This is a genomic window from Geodermatophilus sp. URMC 64 (assembly GCF_053502555.1).
Genome location: NZ_CP199955.1, coordinates 4,637,261 through 4,653,259, shown reverse-complemented (window position 1 = coordinate 4,653,259; position 15,999 = coordinate 4,637,261). Strand labels below are relative to the sequence as shown.

The window sequence follows — 15,999 nt, the reverse complement described above, 5'->3', positions numbered from 1 at the left end:
CCGAAGTGGCCACTTTGGCCCTAACCCCCGAGGCCGGCCTCGCGGGCGCGGATCATCGCCTCCGCGCGGTCGGCCACCTGCAGCTTCGCGAAGATCGCCGACACGTAGTTGGCCACCGTCTTCGGCGAGAGCGACAGCGTGCGCGCGATCGACGGGTTCGGCTGGCCGCGGGCGATCAGCTCGAGGATGTCGCGCTCCCGGTCGGTCAGCGCCGGGAACACCTTGGGCGCCGGCCGCGGGGCGGCGAAGAACGCCAGCACCCGCCCCGCGACGGCCTCGCCGAACACCGCCTCGCCCCGCGCGACGGCCCGGATGGCGCCGACCAGCTCCTCCTCGTCGGCGTCCTTGAGCACGTAGCCGCGGGCCCCGGCGCGCAGCGCGAGGAACACCGAGTCCTCGTCCTCGAACAGGGTGAGCACGAGGACCCGCACGGCGGGGTCGGCGGCGACGATCGCGCGGGTGGCCTCGATGCCGCTCATCCCGGGCAGCTGCAGGTCCATGAGCACCAGGTCGGGGGCGAGCTCCCTGGCCCGGGCGACCGCCTCCTCGCCGGAGGCGGCGGTGCCGGCCACCTCGACGTCGGGCACGGTGTCGAGGAGGGCCACCACGCCCTTGCGGAACAGCGGGTGGTCCTCGACCACCAGCACGCGCAGCGCGGTCACGCGGTGCCTCCGGTGCGCGGCAGCCGGGCCCGGACGACGGTGCCGCCGCAGGGGCCGGGCCCGACCGTGCAGACGCCGCCCATCTCCTCCGCCCGCTCGCGCATCGACGCCAGCCCGACGCCGGGGGACCCCGGGGCGAAGCCGGCGCCGTCGTCGGTGACCGTCACGCACACCTCCGCGGGGTCGACGTCCAGCCGCACGGTGCACGTCGCCGCTGCCGCGTGCCGGACGACGTTGGCCAGCGCCTCCTGCACGATCCGGTACACCGCCACCTCGACCGCGGCCGGCAGCGCGGGCAGCTCGGCCGGCGTCTCGACCGCGACGCGCAGGCCGTCGTCCGCCGTCGAGCGCTCGGCCAGCCGCTCCAGCGCCCCGCGCAGGCCCAGCTCGTCGAGGGCGGGCGGGCGCAGCCCGTGCACCAGCCGGCGGATGTCGGCGATCGCCGTCCGCAGCTCCTGCCGCAGCTCGCCGGCCAGCTCCTGCGCCGCGGCCGGGTCCCGGGCGACCAGCGACCGCAGCACCCCGGCCTGCACGGTCAGCCCGGCCAGCTGCGCGCCGAGCCCGTCGTGCAGGTCCCGGCGCAGCCGCCGCCGCTCCTCCTCGCGCGCGCCGACCAGCAGCTCGCGGGAGCGCTGCAGGTCCGCGGTCAGCCGGACGGCGGACACCGCCACCCCGGCCTGCCGGGCCAGGTCGGAGAGCAGCCGGCGGTCGGCGGGGGAGAACCCGCTCTCGCCGCTCCGCGGCGCGAGCAGCAACGCGCCGACCTCGGCGTTGCGGTAGGTCAGGGGCAGCCGGACCGGTTCGGGCACCGGCTCGCCGGCGGCGGCCACCGGGCGGTCGTCGTCCGGGAGCACGATCGCGGCGTACGGCAGCCGCAGCGCCTCGCGGACGGTGGTGACGATCGTGGGCAGGACGGCGTCCGGCGCGAGCGTGCCCTCCAGCCGCTCACCGAGCCGGGACAGCGCGGCGTACGGCTCCGCGCGCGAGCCGTAGAGCAGCCGGCTCACGCCGCGCTGGAGCCGGTCGCGCAGCGGGGCGAACAGGACCGCGACCAGGCCGGTCGCCACCAGCGAGACGACCAGGTCGTCCTGCCGGTGCAGCAGCCCACCCAGCCAGCCGACGACGAGCACGTAGACGGCGACGACGACAGCGGTGAGCCCCGCGTACACCAGCGTCCGGTCGAGCACGACGTCGATGCCGTCGAGCCGGTAGCGCAGCACGGCGACCGCCACCGCGACCGGCAGCGCGATCAGCACCCAGGCGAACGCCACGCCGCTCACCCAGGGCAGCTGGTCCAGCGGGAGCAGCACCACCGGTGCGACGGCGAAGAGGAACCACTTCATCTGCTGCCGTTCCTCGCCGTGCGAGCGCCGCCAGCGCACGACGACCGCCGCGACGCCCTCCACCAGGCCGACCACGAGCAGGGCGCTCAGCACGCCGAAGACCGGCGATTGCTCCACCGGCGGCAGGCCGGCGATGCCGATCGGGTTGTCGATCGGGAAGTCGACCTCGTGCGGGCTGATGGTCTCCGACAGCATCCCGAGCACGGCCGCCGTCCCCACCCCCGCCACGGGCAGGGCGGTCACCAGCCGCCACCGCCGGGAGGGCAACCGGCCGTCGGGGAAGAGCAGCGGGAGGCCGACGACGACGAGGCCGAGGAGGACGAACCAGTACCAGCTCTGCAGCCACGCGCCGAACGTCGCGAGGGCGTCGGCCCGGCCGGTCGTCGTCACGACGTACTCGGCCCAGGCGTCCCCGGCGACCGCGAGCGAGATCAGGACCGCGGTGCCCGACAGCAGCCAGCCGAGCGGGTTGCCCGGCCGGCGCGAGACCAGCAGCGCGCCGAGCACGGCCGACAGGCCGAAGCCGACGAGGATCGGCACCCCCTCGGCCGGGTTCACCCGCTGCGCCGCGTCGACCCGGGCGCGGAGCACCAGGGACGTGACCAGGCCCGCCGCGTAGAGCGGCACGATGGCCCACGCCACCACGCGGAGGAGGGCTCCGGCCCGGGCCACCCGGACCGTCCCCGCCGTGGTGATCTGCTGCGCGCTCACCTCGCCACCCCTCGTCGTCGGCACCATGACCGTCCGCGCCCTGCGCGTCAACGCCGGGGACCGCGGCGGTCCCCGGCGTCGGCGCTCAGGCGGCGGTGGCCGTCGGCACGCCCGTCCGCGAGCCCGCCGGCCGACGGCCCAGCAGCAGCCAGGCCAGGCCCGTGGGGACGGTCACGGCGGCGAAGAACCACGCGTCGTTGTCGGGGTTCAGCGACGTCCCGACGAACCCGATGGCCAGCCCGATCGGGAAGGCGAGGGTGAGCAGCGTGCCCGCGATGCGCCCCAGGACGTCGGGGCACCGGCGCAGGACGGCGATGCCCAGCAGCACGCCGCCGACGATCGACACCAGGTAGCCGACCAGGAAGATCGCGTGGCCGGCGGCCACGGTGCCGCCCCCGGCCGTGATCGACGCGAGTTCGATCCCGTTGCCGAGGCCCATGGCGGCGAAGCCGGCGCCGGCGACGGCCGCGCCCGTGGCGACGAAGCGTCCGCCCTCCGGCGCGATGGCCTGGCGGAGCGGCGGCAACCCGGCGACGAGCAGCAGCGGGGCGATGGCGAGGCAGAGCCACGCGGCCGTCACGGAGGCGACGAAGGAGAGCGTGCCCCGGTCGGCGTTCTCCAGGTCGACGGCGGAGAAGGCGACGGGGACGAGGGTCCAGAGAGCGGCGCCGACGGTCGTGGCCGTCGCTGCGTGCCTCGTGGCTGGAGCGGTCATCGGGGGACTCCTCGGGGGAAGGAACGTGTCCGGCGCCGTGGACGCTGCCGGTCCTCCGCTCCCGGGAGGCAGGGGGCGCGATCCCGGACCGGCCGGGAGATCACTCACCGTTCGTTCCGCCCCCGCCGCCGGGGCAGGAGCGCGCCGTCGACACCGAGATCACGCTGCGGGTCGACGGGGCGGAGTTCCGGTACGAGCCTCGCCCTGCGCTTGATCGCGATGAAGCACCAGCGGTTACGTGGAGAAGGCGCCGGCCTGCGGGTCGAGGTGGCGCAGCAGCGTCTCGCCGATGTCGCGCATCGCGGCGACCTGCTCGGGGGAGAGCTGGTCGAACAGGTGCGTGCGCACGCCCTCGACGTGCACCGGGGCCGCGCCCTCGAGCGCGGCGAACCCCTCGTCGGTGAGGACGGCGAGCAGTCCGCGGCCGTCGTCGGGGCAGACCTGCCGGCGCACCCAACCGCGCTCCTCGAGCCGGGAGACCGCGTGCGAGAGCCGGCTGCGCGAGGACAGGCAGCGGTCGGCCAGCTGGCTCATCCGCAACATCCGGTCCGGGGCCTCGGACAGGGCGACGAGGATCTCGTAGTACGCGTGGGAGATGCCGGTCTCGCGGGTGAGCTCCCGGTCGAGCCGATCCTGCAGCAGCATCGAGCTGAACAGCCACGCCCGCCAGGCGTGCTGCTCGTCCTCGTCGAGCCAGCGCGGCTCGCCCGCGGTCGCCCTGCCCTGTGACGAAGGCAACACCTGCGTACTCATGCCTCCAGGGTACTGGCGGAATAGTCAAGCCTTCAACTACGCTCAAGCCGAGCAGAAGGTCAAGCGCTCAACTATTTCGGAGGCAATCCGCATGACCAGCAGCACCGCCGTCCAGATCCCCGGCTACGTCGTCGGCACCTGGGACATCGACGCGTCGCACTCGACCGTCGGCTTCTCGGTCCGCCACATGATGGTCAGCAAGGTGCGCGGCTACTTCCGCGAGTTCTCCGGTGAGCTCGTCACCGCCGAGAACCCGGAGCAGTCCTCCGTCACCGCCACGATCGACCTCGCCTCGATCGACACCCGCCAGGACCAGCGCGACGCGCACATCCGCTCCGCCGACTTCTTCGACGTCGAGAACCACCCGCAGATGACCTTCCGGTCCACCGCGGTGCGCACCGACGGCGCCGACTGGTTCGTCGACGGCGAGCTGACCCTCAAGGGCAACACCAAGCCGGTGACCCTGGCCCTCGAGCTCAACGGCTTCGGGCCGGACGCCTACGGCGGCACCCGCGCCGGCTTCTCCGCCAAGACCGAGATCAACCGCAACGACTTCGGCGTCGACATCAAGATGCCGATGGACGGCGGCGGCGTCGTCGTCGGTGACAAGGTCACCGTCGAGCTCGAGATCGAGGCCGTGCTCCGCACCGCCTGACACACCCCAGCCTTCGTCCCCGCCTCGCCGTCCGGTGAGGCGGGGACAGCTGTATCCGGGGGGCATGGCAGGAGGCGACCGCCGTGGCCGGCGCCTACCGGGCGTTCGGTCTCAGCGTCGTCGTCCCCCCACCGTGCGCGACGGCCGACCGCGCACAGTCGCCGCACACGGCCCTGCCCGGCGTCGCGGCCAGGGCGCGCATCCGTCCCCGGGGGAACACCCCGCCGCAGCAGCCGCAGCGGCGGAGACCGGGCAGCGCGGCGAAGACCGCCGGAAGCGCGAACACGCCCTCATGGTGGCCGGTCGCCCCGCGGCTGAGCAACGCGCATCGGACGTCGCATGTCCGGCGTTCTCACAGGTCACCGGCACCGAACTCGCAGGCAGGCGGCGGACCGTGATGTCGTGAGATCCGCCGCGCCCTGGCTCGCGACCGCGGCCCGGCTGGTGCTGGGCGGCGTGTTCGTCGTCGCCGGCGCCCTGAAGCTGCCGGACCCGGCGGTCGCCGTCCGCGCGGTGCGCGCCTACCGGCTGCTGCCCGAGGCGCTGGTCGCACCGGTCGCCTTCGGCCTGCCGGTGGTGGAGATCGCGGTCGGGCTCGCGCTGCTGGCCGGCGTCTTCGTCCGGACGGCGGCGATCGCCTCGGCCGTGCTGCTGGCGGTCTTCCTCGTCGGCGTGGGCTCGGCCTGGGCCCGCGGACTGCAGATCGACTGCGGCTGCTTCGGCGGCGGCGGTCAGGTCGCCGCGGCCGGCACCGCCTACCCCGCCGAGGTCCTGCGCGACACCGCGCTGCTGATCGTCGCGCTCGCCCTCGCCCGATGGCCGCGCTCCCGGCTGGCGCTGGGCGGCCGCCCGCTTCCCCAGGAGGAGTTCGCCCGTGCCCGATAGCGCCAAGCGCCGCGCCGCCCGCGCCCGCATCGAGCAGAAGCGCGCCGCCGAGGCCGCTGCCCGCGCCCGCGCGCAGCGCCGGCAGCACGCCGTGATCGGCGGCGTGGTGGCGGCGGTGCTGCTGGTGGTGGCCGTCGTGGTGGTCATCGCCGTCCAGACCTCACGGACGGCGACCGCGGCGAGCGCGGCGGTGCCGGCGAACACGACCGACAGCGGGCAGGTGGTCGTCGTGGGCGCGGCCGACGCCCCGGTGACGATCGACCTCTACGAGGACTTCCAGTGCCCGGTCTGCAAGTCCTTCGAGGACTCCGCCGGCAGCACCCTCGCCTCGCTGGTCGCCGACGGCACGGTGCAGCTGCACTACCACGGCATGGCGTTCCTCGACACGAACGCGAACGACGACTACTCCACGCGCGCGCTGAACGCGGCCGCGGTGGTGGTGAACGCGGCCGGGCCGGACGCCTTCCAGACGTTCCACGACCTCCTCTACACCAACCAGCCGGCCGAGGGTGGTTCCGGGCTGACCGACGACCAGCTGATCGCCTACGCCGAGCAGGCCGGCGCGAGCGGCGAGGCGGTGGAGCAGGCGATCCGCGGGCTGGCCTACGGCGACTGGGTCGACCAGATCACCGACCAGGCGTCGAAGGACGGCGTGACCGGCACGCCGACCGTCTTCGTCGACGGCCACCAGCTCGAGGACCTCACGGCGAGCGGGGTCACCGCGGCGGTGCGGTCCGCGCAGGCGAGCTGACGCTGCGGCCGGACCGATGAGTCCGGCCACGCCGCGTCGTCAGCCCTGCATGGGCCTGACCGTGGGGATGTACTCGTTCGACTGCGCCGATGCCGCCGCGCTGGCCGGCTTCTGGTCCGGCGTGCTCGAGCGCCCGGTCGACGGCGGCGCCACCCGCGACTTCGCGACGATCGGCTTCGAGGGCGACGGGCCGACGTGGATGTTCGTCCACTCGGACGATCCGGGCACCGGTCGCAACCGGCTGATGCTCGACCTCGGCGGCGGCGAGGACTGGCGCGCGCAGGCCGACCGCGTGGAGGCGCTGGGCGCCCGGCGGGTCGCCGAGCACGAGGTCGCCGGGGTCGCGCGCTGGGTGGAGCTCCGCGACCCCGAGGACAACACCTTCCGCATCTTCGCCCCGCGTCCCTCCTGACCGCGGCCGCCGCCGGGGAACCGGGCCGGGGGAGACTGGCGGCATGGCCGACCGCACGCTGACCCGCACCCGCTTCCCGTCGTCGCTGCTCGTGGCGGTGGGACTGGTCGCGGGGTTCGGCGTCGCGCAGGGCACGGGCGTGCGCGCGCTCGGCGGGGCGCTGCTGGCCGCCTGCGGGATCGGCGCGGCCGCGCTGTGGGTGCGCCGCCGCGGCTGGGCCGTCGCGATCGGGCTCGGCGTGCTCTACCTGGCGGCCTTCGTGCTGGCGCACGTGCTCGCCCTGGGGGTCGGGCTGAACTCCTGGCTGGCCGTGGCGTTGGTCACGATCGCCGCCGCCGGGGTGACGTACGTCGTGGCCGACCGGGACGTCGTCCGCTCCTGAGTCCGTACAGTGGGAAGGTCGCCGGGCCGGCGACTGTTGCACGAGATGCCGCGCGCGTGGACGCCGCGGACTCCCCGAACTCCTCTGAGGTGCCTCTCCGCATGCCCACCCGCGACGACCTGCGCAACGTGGCGATCATCGCCCACGTCGACCACGGCAAGACCACCCTGGTCGACGCCCTCCTCCGCCAGGCCGGCGCGCTCGGCCGGGCGAAGGGCGAGGGGACCGACGCCGACACGACGCAGGACCGCGTCATGGACTCGATGGACCTCGAGCGCGAGCGCGGCATCACCATCCTCGCCAAGAACACCGCCATCCGGCTGGCCGACGAGGACGGCAACCCGGTCACGGTGAACATCGTCGACACCCCCGGCCACGCCGACTTCGGCGGCGAGGTCGAGCGCGGCCTGTCGATGGTGGACGGCGTCGTCCTGCTGGTGGACGCCTCCGAGGGCCCGCTGCCGCAGACCCGCTTCGTGCTGCGCAAGGCCCTGGGCCAGCGCAAGCCGGTGATCCTGGTGGTCAACAAGACCGACCGCTCCGACGCGCGCATCGCCGAGGTCGTCGACGAGACCTACGAGCTGTTCATGGAGCTGCTCGAGGACAACGGCCTGGGCGAGGACGCGCTCGAGTTCCCGATCGTGTACTCGAACGGCAAGACCGGCCAGGCCTCGCTGACCCGGCCCGCCGACGGCTCCAGCCCGGACAGCCCCGACCTCGCGCCGCTGGTGAAGACGCTGCTGGACACCATCCCGGCCCCGGTCTACGACGCCGAGGAGCCGCTGCGCGCGCAGGTCACCAACCTCGACGCCTCGCCCTACCTCGGCCGGCTGGCGCTGCTGCGCATCCACTCCGGCACGCTCAAGAACGGCCAGCAGGTCGCCTGGTGCAAGACCGACGGCACCATCTCGCGGGTCAAGATCACCGAGCTGCTGGTCACCGAGGGGCTCACCCGGACGCCGGCCGACAGCGCCGGCCCCGGTGACCTCGTCGCCGTCGCCGGCATCGAGGACATCATGATCGGCGACACCCTCGCCGACCCCGAGGACTCGCGCCCGCTGCCGCCGCTGACCGTCGACGAGCCGTCGATCTCGATCACGATCGGCATCAACACCTCGCCGCTGTCCGGCCGCTCGGGCAAGAAGCTCACCGCCCGGCTGGTCAAGAACCGGCTCGACCAGGAGCTGGTCGGCAACGTGTCGGTGCGAATGCTGCCCACCGAGCGCCCCGACACCTGGGAGATGCAGGGCCGCGGGGAGCTGGCGCTGGCGATCCTCGTCGAGCAGCTGCGCCGCGAGGAGTTCGAGCTCACCGTCGGCCGTCCGCAGGTGGTCACCAAGGAGATCGACGGCAAGCTGCACGAGCCGGTCGAGCGCGTCACCATCGACACCCCGGGCGAGTACGTCGGCACGCTGACCCAGGCGCTGGCCACCCGCCGCGGGCGGATGGAGAACCTGATCCACCACGACACCGGCTGGGCGCGGCTGGAGTACATCGTCCCGTCGCGCGGGCTGATCGGGTTCCGCACCGAGTTCCTCACCGAGACCCGCGGCACCGGCGTCCTGCACCACGTGCTCGAGGGCTACGAGCCGTGGCAGGGCGAGATGCGGGCCCGGCCCACCGGCTCCCTGGTCGCCGACCGCACCGGCGTCGCGACCTCGTACGCGATGTTCTCCCTGCAGGAGCGCGGCTCGCTCATGGTCGCCCCGGGCACCGAGGTCTACGAGGGCATGATCGTCGGCGAGAACTCCCGGCCCGACGACATGGACGTGAACATCACCAAGGAGAAGAAGCTCACCAACATGCGGTCGTCGACCGCTGAGGAGCTCGAGCGCCTGGTGCCGCCGCGGATCCTCAACCTCGAGCAGGCCCTGGAGTTCTGCGCCGAGGACGAGTGCGTCGAGGTCACGCCCGCCACGGTGCGCATCCGCAAGGTGATCCTCGACCAGACCGAGCGCGCCAAGTCCCGCAACCGTAAGCCCAAGGCGTAAGCACCGTCCCCTCGTCGTGCGTCAGGGTCCAGTGGCGGGCTGATCACGGGCGGTGGCGACCGGCCGGACCGGTCCGCCACGCCCGCATCGTCCCGCCACTGACCTGCGGTTCTACCCGCCTACGTTCTGCTCGGACCCGTCTCCCCGCGGGTCGGACGACAGAGCACGAGAGGCGGCGCGAGCGCGCATGGTCATCACCCGAACGGCCCTGGGCAGGAACGGTTTCCGGGGCGGTATCGACGTCCGGGTGAGCCTCCGGCACGACGCCGGGGTCGCGAACGACTCCGCGTTCGACGGCGCCTGGTGGCCCCGTGGGCACGACCTCACGGTCGAGCTGCCCGAGCTGATCGCCGAGCTCGGCCGCCGCGGCGTCCGCGTCGAGCGGTTCACCTACTCGCTCGAGGCGTGGGAGCAGATCCCGCGCAAGATCGCCGTGCTGGGCCGGGTCATCCGCACCGGCGGCTTCCAGAGCATGGACGCGCAGGTGGTCTGCATCAGCTGGGACGGCGGGGCGCGGCGGGCCGACCTGCTCGTCGTCCCGCCGGAGACCGACGTCGTCACCGGCGCCCGGGCGCTGCGGCTGTGCACGCGCCGCGGGCTGCCCCGGTCGCCGCAGATGGTGCTCGCCGCGGCCCGTGCCACCCCGATCCCGCAGGTACCGGAGCTGACGCCCGCGGGCTGAACGGTTCCGCTTCCCGCGAACCGGCTGGACGACGGTCCGCCCGCTCGGCTGGGGTGGGGGCATGCGGCTCCTCGTCCTCGGCGGCACCCACTTCCTCGGCCGGCACGTCGTGACCGCGGCGCTCGAGCGCGGCCACGACGTCGCCACGTTCACCCGCGGGGTGTCCGGCGCGCCGCCCGAGGGGGCCCGGGCGCTGCGCGGCGACCGGAACGACCCGGCCGCGCTGCCCGCCGCGCTCGGCGACTGGCGGCCGGAGCTCGTCGTCGACACCTCGTGCCAGACCCGCGCCGCCGCCGGGAACGCCGCCGCCGCCCTGGCAGACGTGGCCGGCTACGCGTTCGTGAGCAGCCTCAACGCCTACCGGACATGGCCGCCCGGCCCGATCGGCCGCGAGGACGTCGAACCGACCTGGGACACCGACGACGACGAGTACGGGCCGAACAAGGCCGCGGCCGAGCGCATCCTCGGCGCGGCGCTGGGCGAGCGGTTCCTCACCGCGCGCGCCGGGCTGATCGTCGGCCCGCACGACCCGCTCTACCGGCTCGGCTGGTGGCTGGACCGCATCGCCCGCGGGGGGCGCGTCGTCGTCCCCGAGACCCTCGACCAGCCGATGGCCGCGGTCGACGCCCGCGACCTGGCCGGCTGGCTCGTCCTCATGGCCGAGCGCGGGCAGGGCGGCGCGGTGAACGCCACCGGCCCGGCCGGGATGACCACCGTCGGCGGCGTGCTGGAGCTCTGCCGGGAGGTCACCGGCGGCGACGCGGAGTGGGTGCTGGTGCCGGAGGCCGACCTGCTGGCCGCCGGCGTCGAGCCCTGGCAGCACCTGCCGTTCTGGCTGCCCGCTGATGTCGCGGTCACGGCGTGGGACGTCGACACCGCGCGCGCCCGGGAACTCGGCCTGCCCAGCCGGCCGCTGCGCGAGTCGATCGCCGACACCTGGGCGTGGATGCGGCGCAGCGAGCGACCGGCACCGCCGCCGGGTCGCTCGCTGCCCGGCCTGCCGCCGGAGCTGGAGGAGAAGCTGCTCGCCGACCGCTGAGGACGGCGGCGAGCTCAGTCCTGCGGGGCGCTCGGCCGCCCGGCGGTCAGCGGGGCCTCGACCGGCCGCTCCAGCGCGACGTCGTTCTCGGCCGCCGCGTTCAGTTCGGCCTCGGCCGCGATCGCGTCCGCCGACTCCAGCACGCGCTCCGCGCGGAACTGCCGGTAGGAGTGGACGATGGCCGCGGCCCAGACGGCGACCAGGACGGCGTAGACCGCGGCGCGGACCCCGCCCGGCGCGTCCAGCCAGTCGCTGTTCAGCAGCGTGCGCGTGTTGGTCAGCACGATGATCCCGCCGACCAGGGAGCCCAGCAGCCGCGGCGGCAGGTGACGCACCAGCCAGGCCGCGATCGGCGCCGCGACCAGGCCGCCGGCGAGCAGGCCCAGCACCCACACCGGGTCGATGCCTTGCGACCCGAGCGAGAGCAGGAAGCCGAGGCTGGCGGCGAGCGCGACGAGGAACTCGGAGGTGTCGATCGAGCCGATCACCTTGCGCGGCTCCATCCGACCGCTGGCCAGCAGCGCCGGGGTGCCGACCGGGCCCCAGCCACCGCCGCCGGTCGCGTCGATGAAGCCGGCGACCAGGCCGAGCGGGCCCAGGAACCGCTTGCGCACCGGCTTGCCCAGGTTGCGCCGGTCGAGGCCGCGCAGGGTGAACCGGACGAGCAGGTAGACGCCGATGGCCAGCAGGATCAGCGACATCACCGGCGCGGCGACCTCGGTGGAGAGGTGGGAGAGCAGCGTGGCGCCGGCGAACGCGCCGACCGCACCGGGGACGCCGACCTTCGCGACGACCTTCCAGTCGACGTTGCCGAACTTCCAGTGCGACAGCCCCGAGACCAGCGTGGTGCCGATCTCGGCGAGGTGCACGCTGGCCGAGGCGCTCGCCGGGTTGACGGCGAGGGCGAGCAGCAGGGTCGAGGAGGTGGCGCCGTACGCCATGCCGAGGCTGCCGTCGACGAGCTGGGCGCCCAGGCCGACCAGGGCGATGAGGACGAGGGTCTTCACGGGGGCTGGAACTCCGGGGATTCGACGGCGCGGTCGAGCCGTGGACGAGCAACAGGACGAGGGCGCCGGTCAGACGCCGGGGGTCAGGAGCCCGGACAGGTCGCGGTGCAGACACGCAGCAGGTCGACATGGATGCGCCCCACGAGGAGCACCGCCGTCGAAGCCACGCACTATGTCTATCAGGTCGATCGAGAATGACGCACCCCCAGTCCCGGGGAGCGGGATGGGCCGTCAGCCGGGCTCGAGGACGTCGTTGCGGATGGTCAGCCAGGAGATGATCCCCCCGGCCGCGAACAGCGCCGCACAGATCACCATCGCGCTCCGGAACGCGCCGGTGAACGCCTCGGGCCGCGCGTAGTCGGTGCCGGAGAGCCCGACGGCGACCGGCAGCGCGGCCACCGCGAGCAGCTGGGCGGCCCGCGCGACCGCGTTGTTCACACCGCTGGCCACCCCGGCCATCACGTCCGGCGCCGCGGCGAGCACGGTCGCCGTCAGCGGCGCCACCGTCGTCGCCATGCCCAGTCCCTGCAGGACCGAGCCGGGCAGCACCTCGACCCAGTACGGCTGGCCGCCGTCGACCCCGGCCAGCCACAGCGTGCCCGCCGCGGTGATCAACGGGCCCACGGTCATCGGCAGCCGCGGGCCGATCCGTTCGGCGAGCGCCCCCGCCTGCGGCGAGAGGACGGTGATCAGCAGGATCGACGGCAGCATCGCCGCGCCGGCCGCGGTCGCGCCGTAGCCGAGGACCTCCTGCAGCTGCAGCACCAGGAACAGGGAGAAGCCGCCCAGGGCCCCGTAGACGGCGAAGGTGGACGCGTTGGCGCCGGTGAACTGCCGGTCCCGGAACAGCCGTGGCGGCAGCATCGGGTCGGCGATCCGTCGCTCGCGGACGACGAAGGCGATCCCGGTCAGCACGCCGAGGGCGCCGGAGACGATCACGTCCGCCCGGCCCGGGTCCTCACCGGCGGCGATCAGCGCGTAGGTGACCCCGCCGAGCCCGAGCGCTCCGAGCACCGCGCCCAGGACGTCGAAGCGGCCGTGGTGGCGGTCGTCCCGGCTCTCGGGCACGTGCCGCCCCGCGATCGCGATGATCACCACCGCGACGGGGACGTTGACGAGGAAGACCAGCCGCCAGCTGGCGAGATCGACCAGCGCGCCGCCGACGAACGGGCCGACCAGCCCGGCGATCCCGGCCAGCGACGACCACAGCCCGATCGCCTTCCCCCGGTCGCCGTGCCGGAAGGAGGACTGGATCAGCGACAGGCTGCCGGGGGTGAGCAGCGCGCCGCCCACGCCCTGCAGCGCCCGGGCGGCGACGAGCTGCCCCGGCGACTGGGCCAGGCCGCACAGCAGCGAGGCCGCGGCGAACCAGGCGACGCCGAGCAGGAACACCCGGCGCCGGCCGTACCGATCGCCCAGCGCGCCGCCCAGCAGGATCAGCGCTGCCAGGGTCAGCACGTAGCCGGTGATCGTCCACTGCAGGCCGGACAGCGTCGAGCCCAGGTCCCGCCCGATCGAGGGCAGCGCGACCTGCACGGCGGTGCCGTCGAGGAACGCCATCCCCGAGGCGAGCACCGTGACGGCGATGAGCCAGCGGCCGCGCACGGTGCCCAGGGCCACCGGCTGCTCGAGCTGGCTGCCGGTCACCCGCTGATGGTGTCAGCCGAGCAGGGCGCTCGTCAGGAAGTAGACGGCCGCGGCGACGAGACCCGCGGCCGGCAGGGTGACGATCCAGGCGACCACGATGTTGCCGGCCACGCCCCAGCGGACCGCCGAGAGCCGCCGGGTCGAGCCGACGCCCATGATCGACGTGGTCGTGATGTGCGTGGTCGACACCGGGACGGCGAACACCGTCGCGGTCGCCACCATGACCCCGGAGGCCACCGTCTGCGCGGCGAAGCCGCCGGCCGGGGTGAGCTGGATGACCCGCCGGCCCAGCGTCCGCATGATCCGGTAGCCGCCGGCGTAGGTGCCGGCGCTGATCGCCAGCGCCGCGGCGAGGATGACCCACAGCGGCACGGTGAAGTCGCTGATCACGCCCGCGGTGACGAGGGCGAGGGTGATGATGCCCATCGTCTTCTGGGCGTCCTGCAGGCCGTGCCCGAGCGCCATGGTCGTGGAGCTGATGATCTGCGCGTACCGGAAGTTGCGGTTGGCGCGGCTGACGTTGGCTCGCCGGAACGCCCACAGGATCGCCAGCATGAACAGGTAGCCCAGGCCGAAGCCGACCAGCGGCGAGACGACCATCGGCACGATCACCTTGTCGAACACGCCCGCCCACAGCACGCTGTGCGCCGCGGCCAGTGCCGCGCCGACCAGGCCGCCGATCAGCGCGTGCGACGACGACGAGGGCAGCCCGAAGTACCAGGTGATCAGGTTCCAGGTGATCGCGCCGATCACGGCGGCGAAGACGATGTGCAGGCCCTCGCTGCCCGACGGGGTCGAGATGATCCCCTCCCCGACGGTCTTCGCGACCTTGGTCGAGATCATCGCGCCGATCAGGTTGGCGACAGCGGCCAGGGCCAGCGCCGCCTTCGGCGTGAGCGCCTTGGTCGAGACGGCGACGGCGATCGCATTCGCCGCGTCGTGGAAGCCGTTGGTGTAGTCGAACGCCAGCGCCACGACCACGATGACGATGACGGCGAGGAGGAGCCCGTCCATGCGGGGTCAGGACTCCTTGACCGCGATCGTTTCGACCACGTTGGCCACGTGCTCGAACGCGTCGGCGGCCTCCTCGAGCTGGTCGGCCACCTCCTTGAGCTTGAGGATCTCCAGCGCGTCGAACTCGCCGCTGTAGAGCCGGGAGATCAGCCGGCGGTAGAGCTTGTCCGCCTCGTTCTCGATGCGGTTGACCTCGATCCAGTAGTCGGAGAGGTCCTTCATCGTGCGCAGCCGCGGCATGGCCTCGGCCGTGGTCTGGGCCGCGCGCTGCAGCAGCGCCGTCTGCTGGCTCATCTCCGCGGGCAGCGTGCCGAGGCCGGTGAGGATCACCAGGTCGGCGGCAGCCTCCACGAAGTCCATGACGTCGTCGAGGTCGCTGGCCAGGTTGTAGATGTCCTCGCGGTCGAACGGCGTGACGAAGCTGGTGTTCAGCTGCCGGAAGATCGCGTGCGTCGACTGGTCCCCGTTGTGCTCGAGGTCGCGGAGTTCCTTGGCGAGCTCCTCGCGCCGGGCGTGGTCGTGGATGAACTCGGAGAGGACGTTGGTCGCCGCGACGAGGTTCTCCGCCGATGCGGTGAACAGCGGGTAGAAGCTCGAGTCCTTGGGCGACAGGCTGAAGGGCACGCGTGGCTCCGGATCGGTGAAGGGACGGCCGCCGGCGGACGGAGGCCGTCGGGGAGCATAGGTACCCGTCCGAACGGTGAATCATCGGGTGCCCCGGCGTTCACCTGTTGTTCAGGTTCTCGCCCGCCGACGTTCATTCAGCCCTGGGCCGTGTCGCTCCGCTCGGCGAGGGCGTCGACCAGGTCGGCGCGAGCGCGGGCCACGCGGGAGCGGATCGTCCCCACCGGGCAGCCGGCCACCTCGGCCGCCTCCGCGTACGGCAGGCCGAGCAGCTGGGTGAGGACGAACGCCTCGCGCCGGTCGGCGTCCAGCCGGCCCAGCAGGTCGCTGACCACGGCGCCCTCGCCCACGCGGTCGGCGCCGTCGCCACGAGCCAGGGCCTCGAGGTCGGCGTCCTCCCGGACCAGGGCCAGCCGTCGCCGGCGGCGCGCGCGGACGGCGTCGGCGCACACCCGCCGCGCGATCGACAGCAGCCAGGTGCGCAGCGAGGAGCGGCCCTCGAAGCGGTGCAGGGCGCCGAAGGCACGCAGGTAGGTCTCCTGCGTCAGGTCGTCGGCCGACTGCCGGTCGCCGAGCGCCGCGCACAGCCGCCAGACGTCGGACTGGGTGGCCCGGACCAGTGCCGCGGTGGCCACCGGATCGCCGTCGACGGCGTCCGCCGCGAGCCGCTCGAGTTCGTCCACGTCCTCATCTTCGTTGCGGAGAGGCCGAATGGACGGGAACTCC

19 protein-coding genes are annotated in these 15,999 nt (G+C 73.8%); 8 read left to right on the top strand and 11 right to left on the bottom strand.

Going from position 1 to position 15,999, the window contains the following annotated elements; translation table 11 throughout:
- Nucleotides 1-20 precede the first annotated feature (20 nt).
- From ACWIYF_RS22690 to ACWIYF_RS22675, 4 genes are all read right to left on the bottom strand, one after another.
- Nucleotides 21-662, bottom strand: coding sequence for a response regulator (locus ACWIYF_RS22690; protein ID WP_448625078.1), 642 nt, complete (start codon nucleotides 660-662; stop codon nucleotides 21-23).
- Nucleotides 659-2,716, bottom strand: coding sequence for a sensor histidine kinase (locus ACWIYF_RS22685; protein WP_448625077.1), 2,058 nt, complete (start codon nucleotides 2,714-2,716; stop codon nucleotides 659-661). The genes ACWIYF_RS22690 and ACWIYF_RS22685 overlap by 4 nt, the downstream gene beginning before the upstream one ends.
- Before the next feature lie 85 nt (nucleotides 2,717-2,801).
- Complete coding sequence (locus ACWIYF_RS22680) at nucleotides 2,802-3,431, bottom strand: hypothetical protein (RefSeq protein ID WP_448625076.1); 630 nt, start codon at nucleotides 3,429-3,431, stop codon at nucleotides 2,802-2,804.
- Nucleotides 3,432-3,665: 234 nt separating this feature from the next.
- Nucleotides 3,666-4,184 (bottom strand): MarR family winged helix-turn-helix transcriptional regulator, encoded by a 519-nt coding sequence (locus ACWIYF_RS22675; protein ID WP_448625075.1) that lies wholly within the window; start codon nucleotides 4,182-4,184, stop codon nucleotides 3,666-3,668.
- A 91-nt stretch (nucleotides 4,185-4,275) separates the two neighbouring features.
- On the opposite strand from ACWIYF_RS22675, the gene ACWIYF_RS22670 reads away from it, so the two are divergent.
- Nucleotides 4,276-4,839: a YceI family protein gene (locus tag ACWIYF_RS22670; protein ID WP_448625074.1), complete on the top strand. Its 564-nt coding sequence runs from the start codon at nucleotides 4,276-4,278 to the stop codon at nucleotides 4,837-4,839.
- Between the two features lie 94 nt (nucleotides 4,840-4,933).
- Here the strand turns inward: ACWIYF_RS22670 and ACWIYF_RS22665 are convergent, their stop codons facing one another.
- Nucleotides 4,934-5,125 carry a hypothetical protein gene (locus ACWIYF_RS22665; RefSeq protein WP_448625073.1) on the bottom strand — a complete coding sequence of 64 codons (192 nt, stop codon included), beginning with the start codon at nucleotides 5,123-5,125 and terminating at the stop codon, nucleotides 4,934-4,936.
- Between the two features lie 116 nt (nucleotides 5,126-5,241).
- Between ACWIYF_RS22665 and ACWIYF_RS22660 the strand changes: the two genes are divergently transcribed.
- The 7 genes from ACWIYF_RS22660 to ACWIYF_RS22630 all read left to right on the top strand — a co-directional run bounded on the left by ACWIYF_RS22660 (nucleotide 5,242) and on the right by ACWIYF_RS22630 (nucleotide 10,981).
- Entirely contained in the window at nucleotides 5,242-5,724 is a 483-nt protein-coding gene (locus ACWIYF_RS22660; RefSeq protein WP_448625072.1) for a MauE/DoxX family redox-associated membrane protein, read from the top strand.
- The gene (locus tag ACWIYF_RS22655) at nucleotides 5,714-6,475 is read left to right on the top strand and encodes a DsbA family protein (protein WP_448625071.1); all 762 of its coding nucleotides are present in this window, start codon (nucleotides 5,714-5,716) and stop codon (nucleotides 6,473-6,475) included. Before ACWIYF_RS22660 ends, ACWIYF_RS22655 begins: the two co-directional genes overlap by 11 nt.
- A gap of 49 nt (nucleotides 6,476-6,524) precedes the next feature.
- Nucleotides 6,525-6,887: a VOC family protein gene (locus ACWIYF_RS22650; RefSeq protein WP_448625070.1), complete on the top strand. Its 363-nt coding sequence runs from the start codon at nucleotides 6,525-6,527 to the stop codon at nucleotides 6,885-6,887.
- A 43-nt stretch (nucleotides 6,888-6,930) separates the two neighbouring features.
- Nucleotides 6,931-7,269: a hypothetical protein gene (locus ACWIYF_RS22645; protein WP_448625069.1), complete on the top strand. Its 339-nt coding sequence runs from the start codon at nucleotides 6,931-6,933 to the stop codon at nucleotides 7,267-7,269.
- Between the two features lie 101 nt (nucleotides 7,270-7,370).
- Nucleotides 7,371-9,260 (top strand): translational GTPase TypA, encoded by a 1,890-nt coding sequence (gene typA / locus ACWIYF_RS22640; protein WP_448625068.1) that lies wholly within the window; start codon nucleotides 7,371-7,373, stop codon nucleotides 9,258-9,260.
- Nucleotides 9,261-9,507: 247 nt separating this feature from the next.
- Complete coding sequence (locus ACWIYF_RS22635) at nucleotides 9,508-9,942, top strand: DUF5994 family protein (RefSeq protein ID WP_448625067.1); 435 nt, start codon at nucleotides 9,508-9,510, stop codon at nucleotides 9,940-9,942.
- A 61-nt stretch (nucleotides 9,943-10,003) separates the two neighbouring features.
- On the top strand, nucleotides 10,004-10,981 hold the full coding sequence (locus tag ACWIYF_RS22630; RefSeq protein WP_448625066.1) for an NAD-dependent epimerase/dehydratase family protein: 978 nt from the start codon (nucleotides 10,004-10,006) through the stop codon (nucleotides 10,979-10,981).
- Between the two features lie 14 nt (nucleotides 10,982-10,995).
- Here ACWIYF_RS22630 and ACWIYF_RS22625 read toward each other — a convergent pair whose 3' ends face one another.
- The 6 genes from ACWIYF_RS22625 to ACWIYF_RS22600 form a co-directional block, all read right to left on the bottom strand.
- Nucleotides 10,996-11,988 (bottom strand): sulfite exporter TauE/SafE family protein, encoded by a 993-nt coding sequence (locus tag ACWIYF_RS22625; RefSeq protein ID WP_448625065.1) that lies wholly within the window; start codon nucleotides 11,986-11,988, stop codon nucleotides 10,996-10,998.
- An 83-nt stretch (nucleotides 11,989-12,071) separates the two neighbouring features.
- On the bottom strand, nucleotides 12,072-12,140 hold the full coding sequence (locus ACWIYF_RS22620) for a putative leader peptide (RefSeq protein WP_448628791.1): 69 nt from the start codon (nucleotides 12,138-12,140) through the stop codon (nucleotides 12,072-12,074).
- A 79-nt stretch (nucleotides 12,141-12,219) separates the two neighbouring features.
- Nucleotides 12,220-13,635, bottom strand: coding sequence for an MFS transporter (locus ACWIYF_RS22615; protein ID WP_448625064.1), 1,416 nt, complete (start codon nucleotides 13,633-13,635; stop codon nucleotides 12,220-12,222).
- A gap of 12 nt (nucleotides 13,636-13,647) precedes the next feature.
- A complete protein-coding gene (locus tag ACWIYF_RS22610; RefSeq protein WP_448625063.1) occupies nucleotides 13,648-14,649 on the bottom strand; it encodes an anion permease in 1,002 nt (333 codons plus the stop codon).
- Nucleotides 14,650-14,655: 6 nt separating this feature from the next.
- Complete coding sequence (locus ACWIYF_RS22605) at nucleotides 14,656-15,273, bottom strand: DUF47 domain-containing protein (RefSeq protein WP_448625062.1); 618 nt, start codon at nucleotides 15,271-15,273, stop codon at nucleotides 14,656-14,658.
- Between the two features lie 137 nt (nucleotides 15,274-15,410).
- Nucleotides 15,411-15,956 (bottom strand): sigma-70 family RNA polymerase sigma factor, encoded by a 546-nt coding sequence (locus ACWIYF_RS22600; RefSeq protein WP_448625061.1) that lies wholly within the window; start codon nucleotides 15,954-15,956, stop codon nucleotides 15,411-15,413.
- Nucleotides 15,957-15,999: the final 43 nt, after the last annotated feature.

What these genes read in the sequence shown, in the direction of transcription:
- ACWIYF_RS22645 (WP_448625069.1), top strand. Translation starts at nt 6,931, where the DNA reads ATGGCCGACCGCACGCTGACCCGCACCCGCTTCCCGTCGTCGCTGCTC.
- ACWIYF_RS22630 (WP_448625066.1), top strand. Translation starts at nt 10,004, where the DNA reads ATGCGGCTCCTCGTCCTCGGCGGCACCCACTTCCTCGGCCGGCACGTC.
- ACWIYF_RS22680 (WP_448625076.1), bottom strand. Translation starts at nt 3,431, where the DNA reads ATGACCGCTCCAGCCACGAGGCACGCAGCGACGGCCACGACCGTCGGC.
- typA (WP_448625068.1), top strand. Translation starts at nt 7,371, where the DNA reads ATGCCCACCCGCGACGACCTGCGCAACGTGGCGATCATCGCCCACGTC.
- ACWIYF_RS22650 (WP_448625070.1), top strand. Translation starts at nt 6,525, where the DNA reads ATGGGCCTGACCGTGGGGATGTACTCGTTCGACTGCGCCGATGCCGCC.
- ACWIYF_RS22670 (WP_448625074.1), top strand. Translation starts at nt 4,276, where the DNA reads ATGACCAGCAGCACCGCCGTCCAGATCCCCGGCTACGTCGTCGGCACC.
- ACWIYF_RS22675 (WP_448625075.1), bottom strand. Translation starts at nt 4,184, where the DNA reads ATGAGTACGCAGGTGTTGCCTTCGTCACAGGGCAGGGCGACCGCGGGC.
- ACWIYF_RS22610 (WP_448625063.1), bottom strand. Translation starts at nt 14,649, where the DNA reads ATGGACGGGCTCCTCCTCGCCGTCATCGTCATCGTGGTCGTGGCGCTG.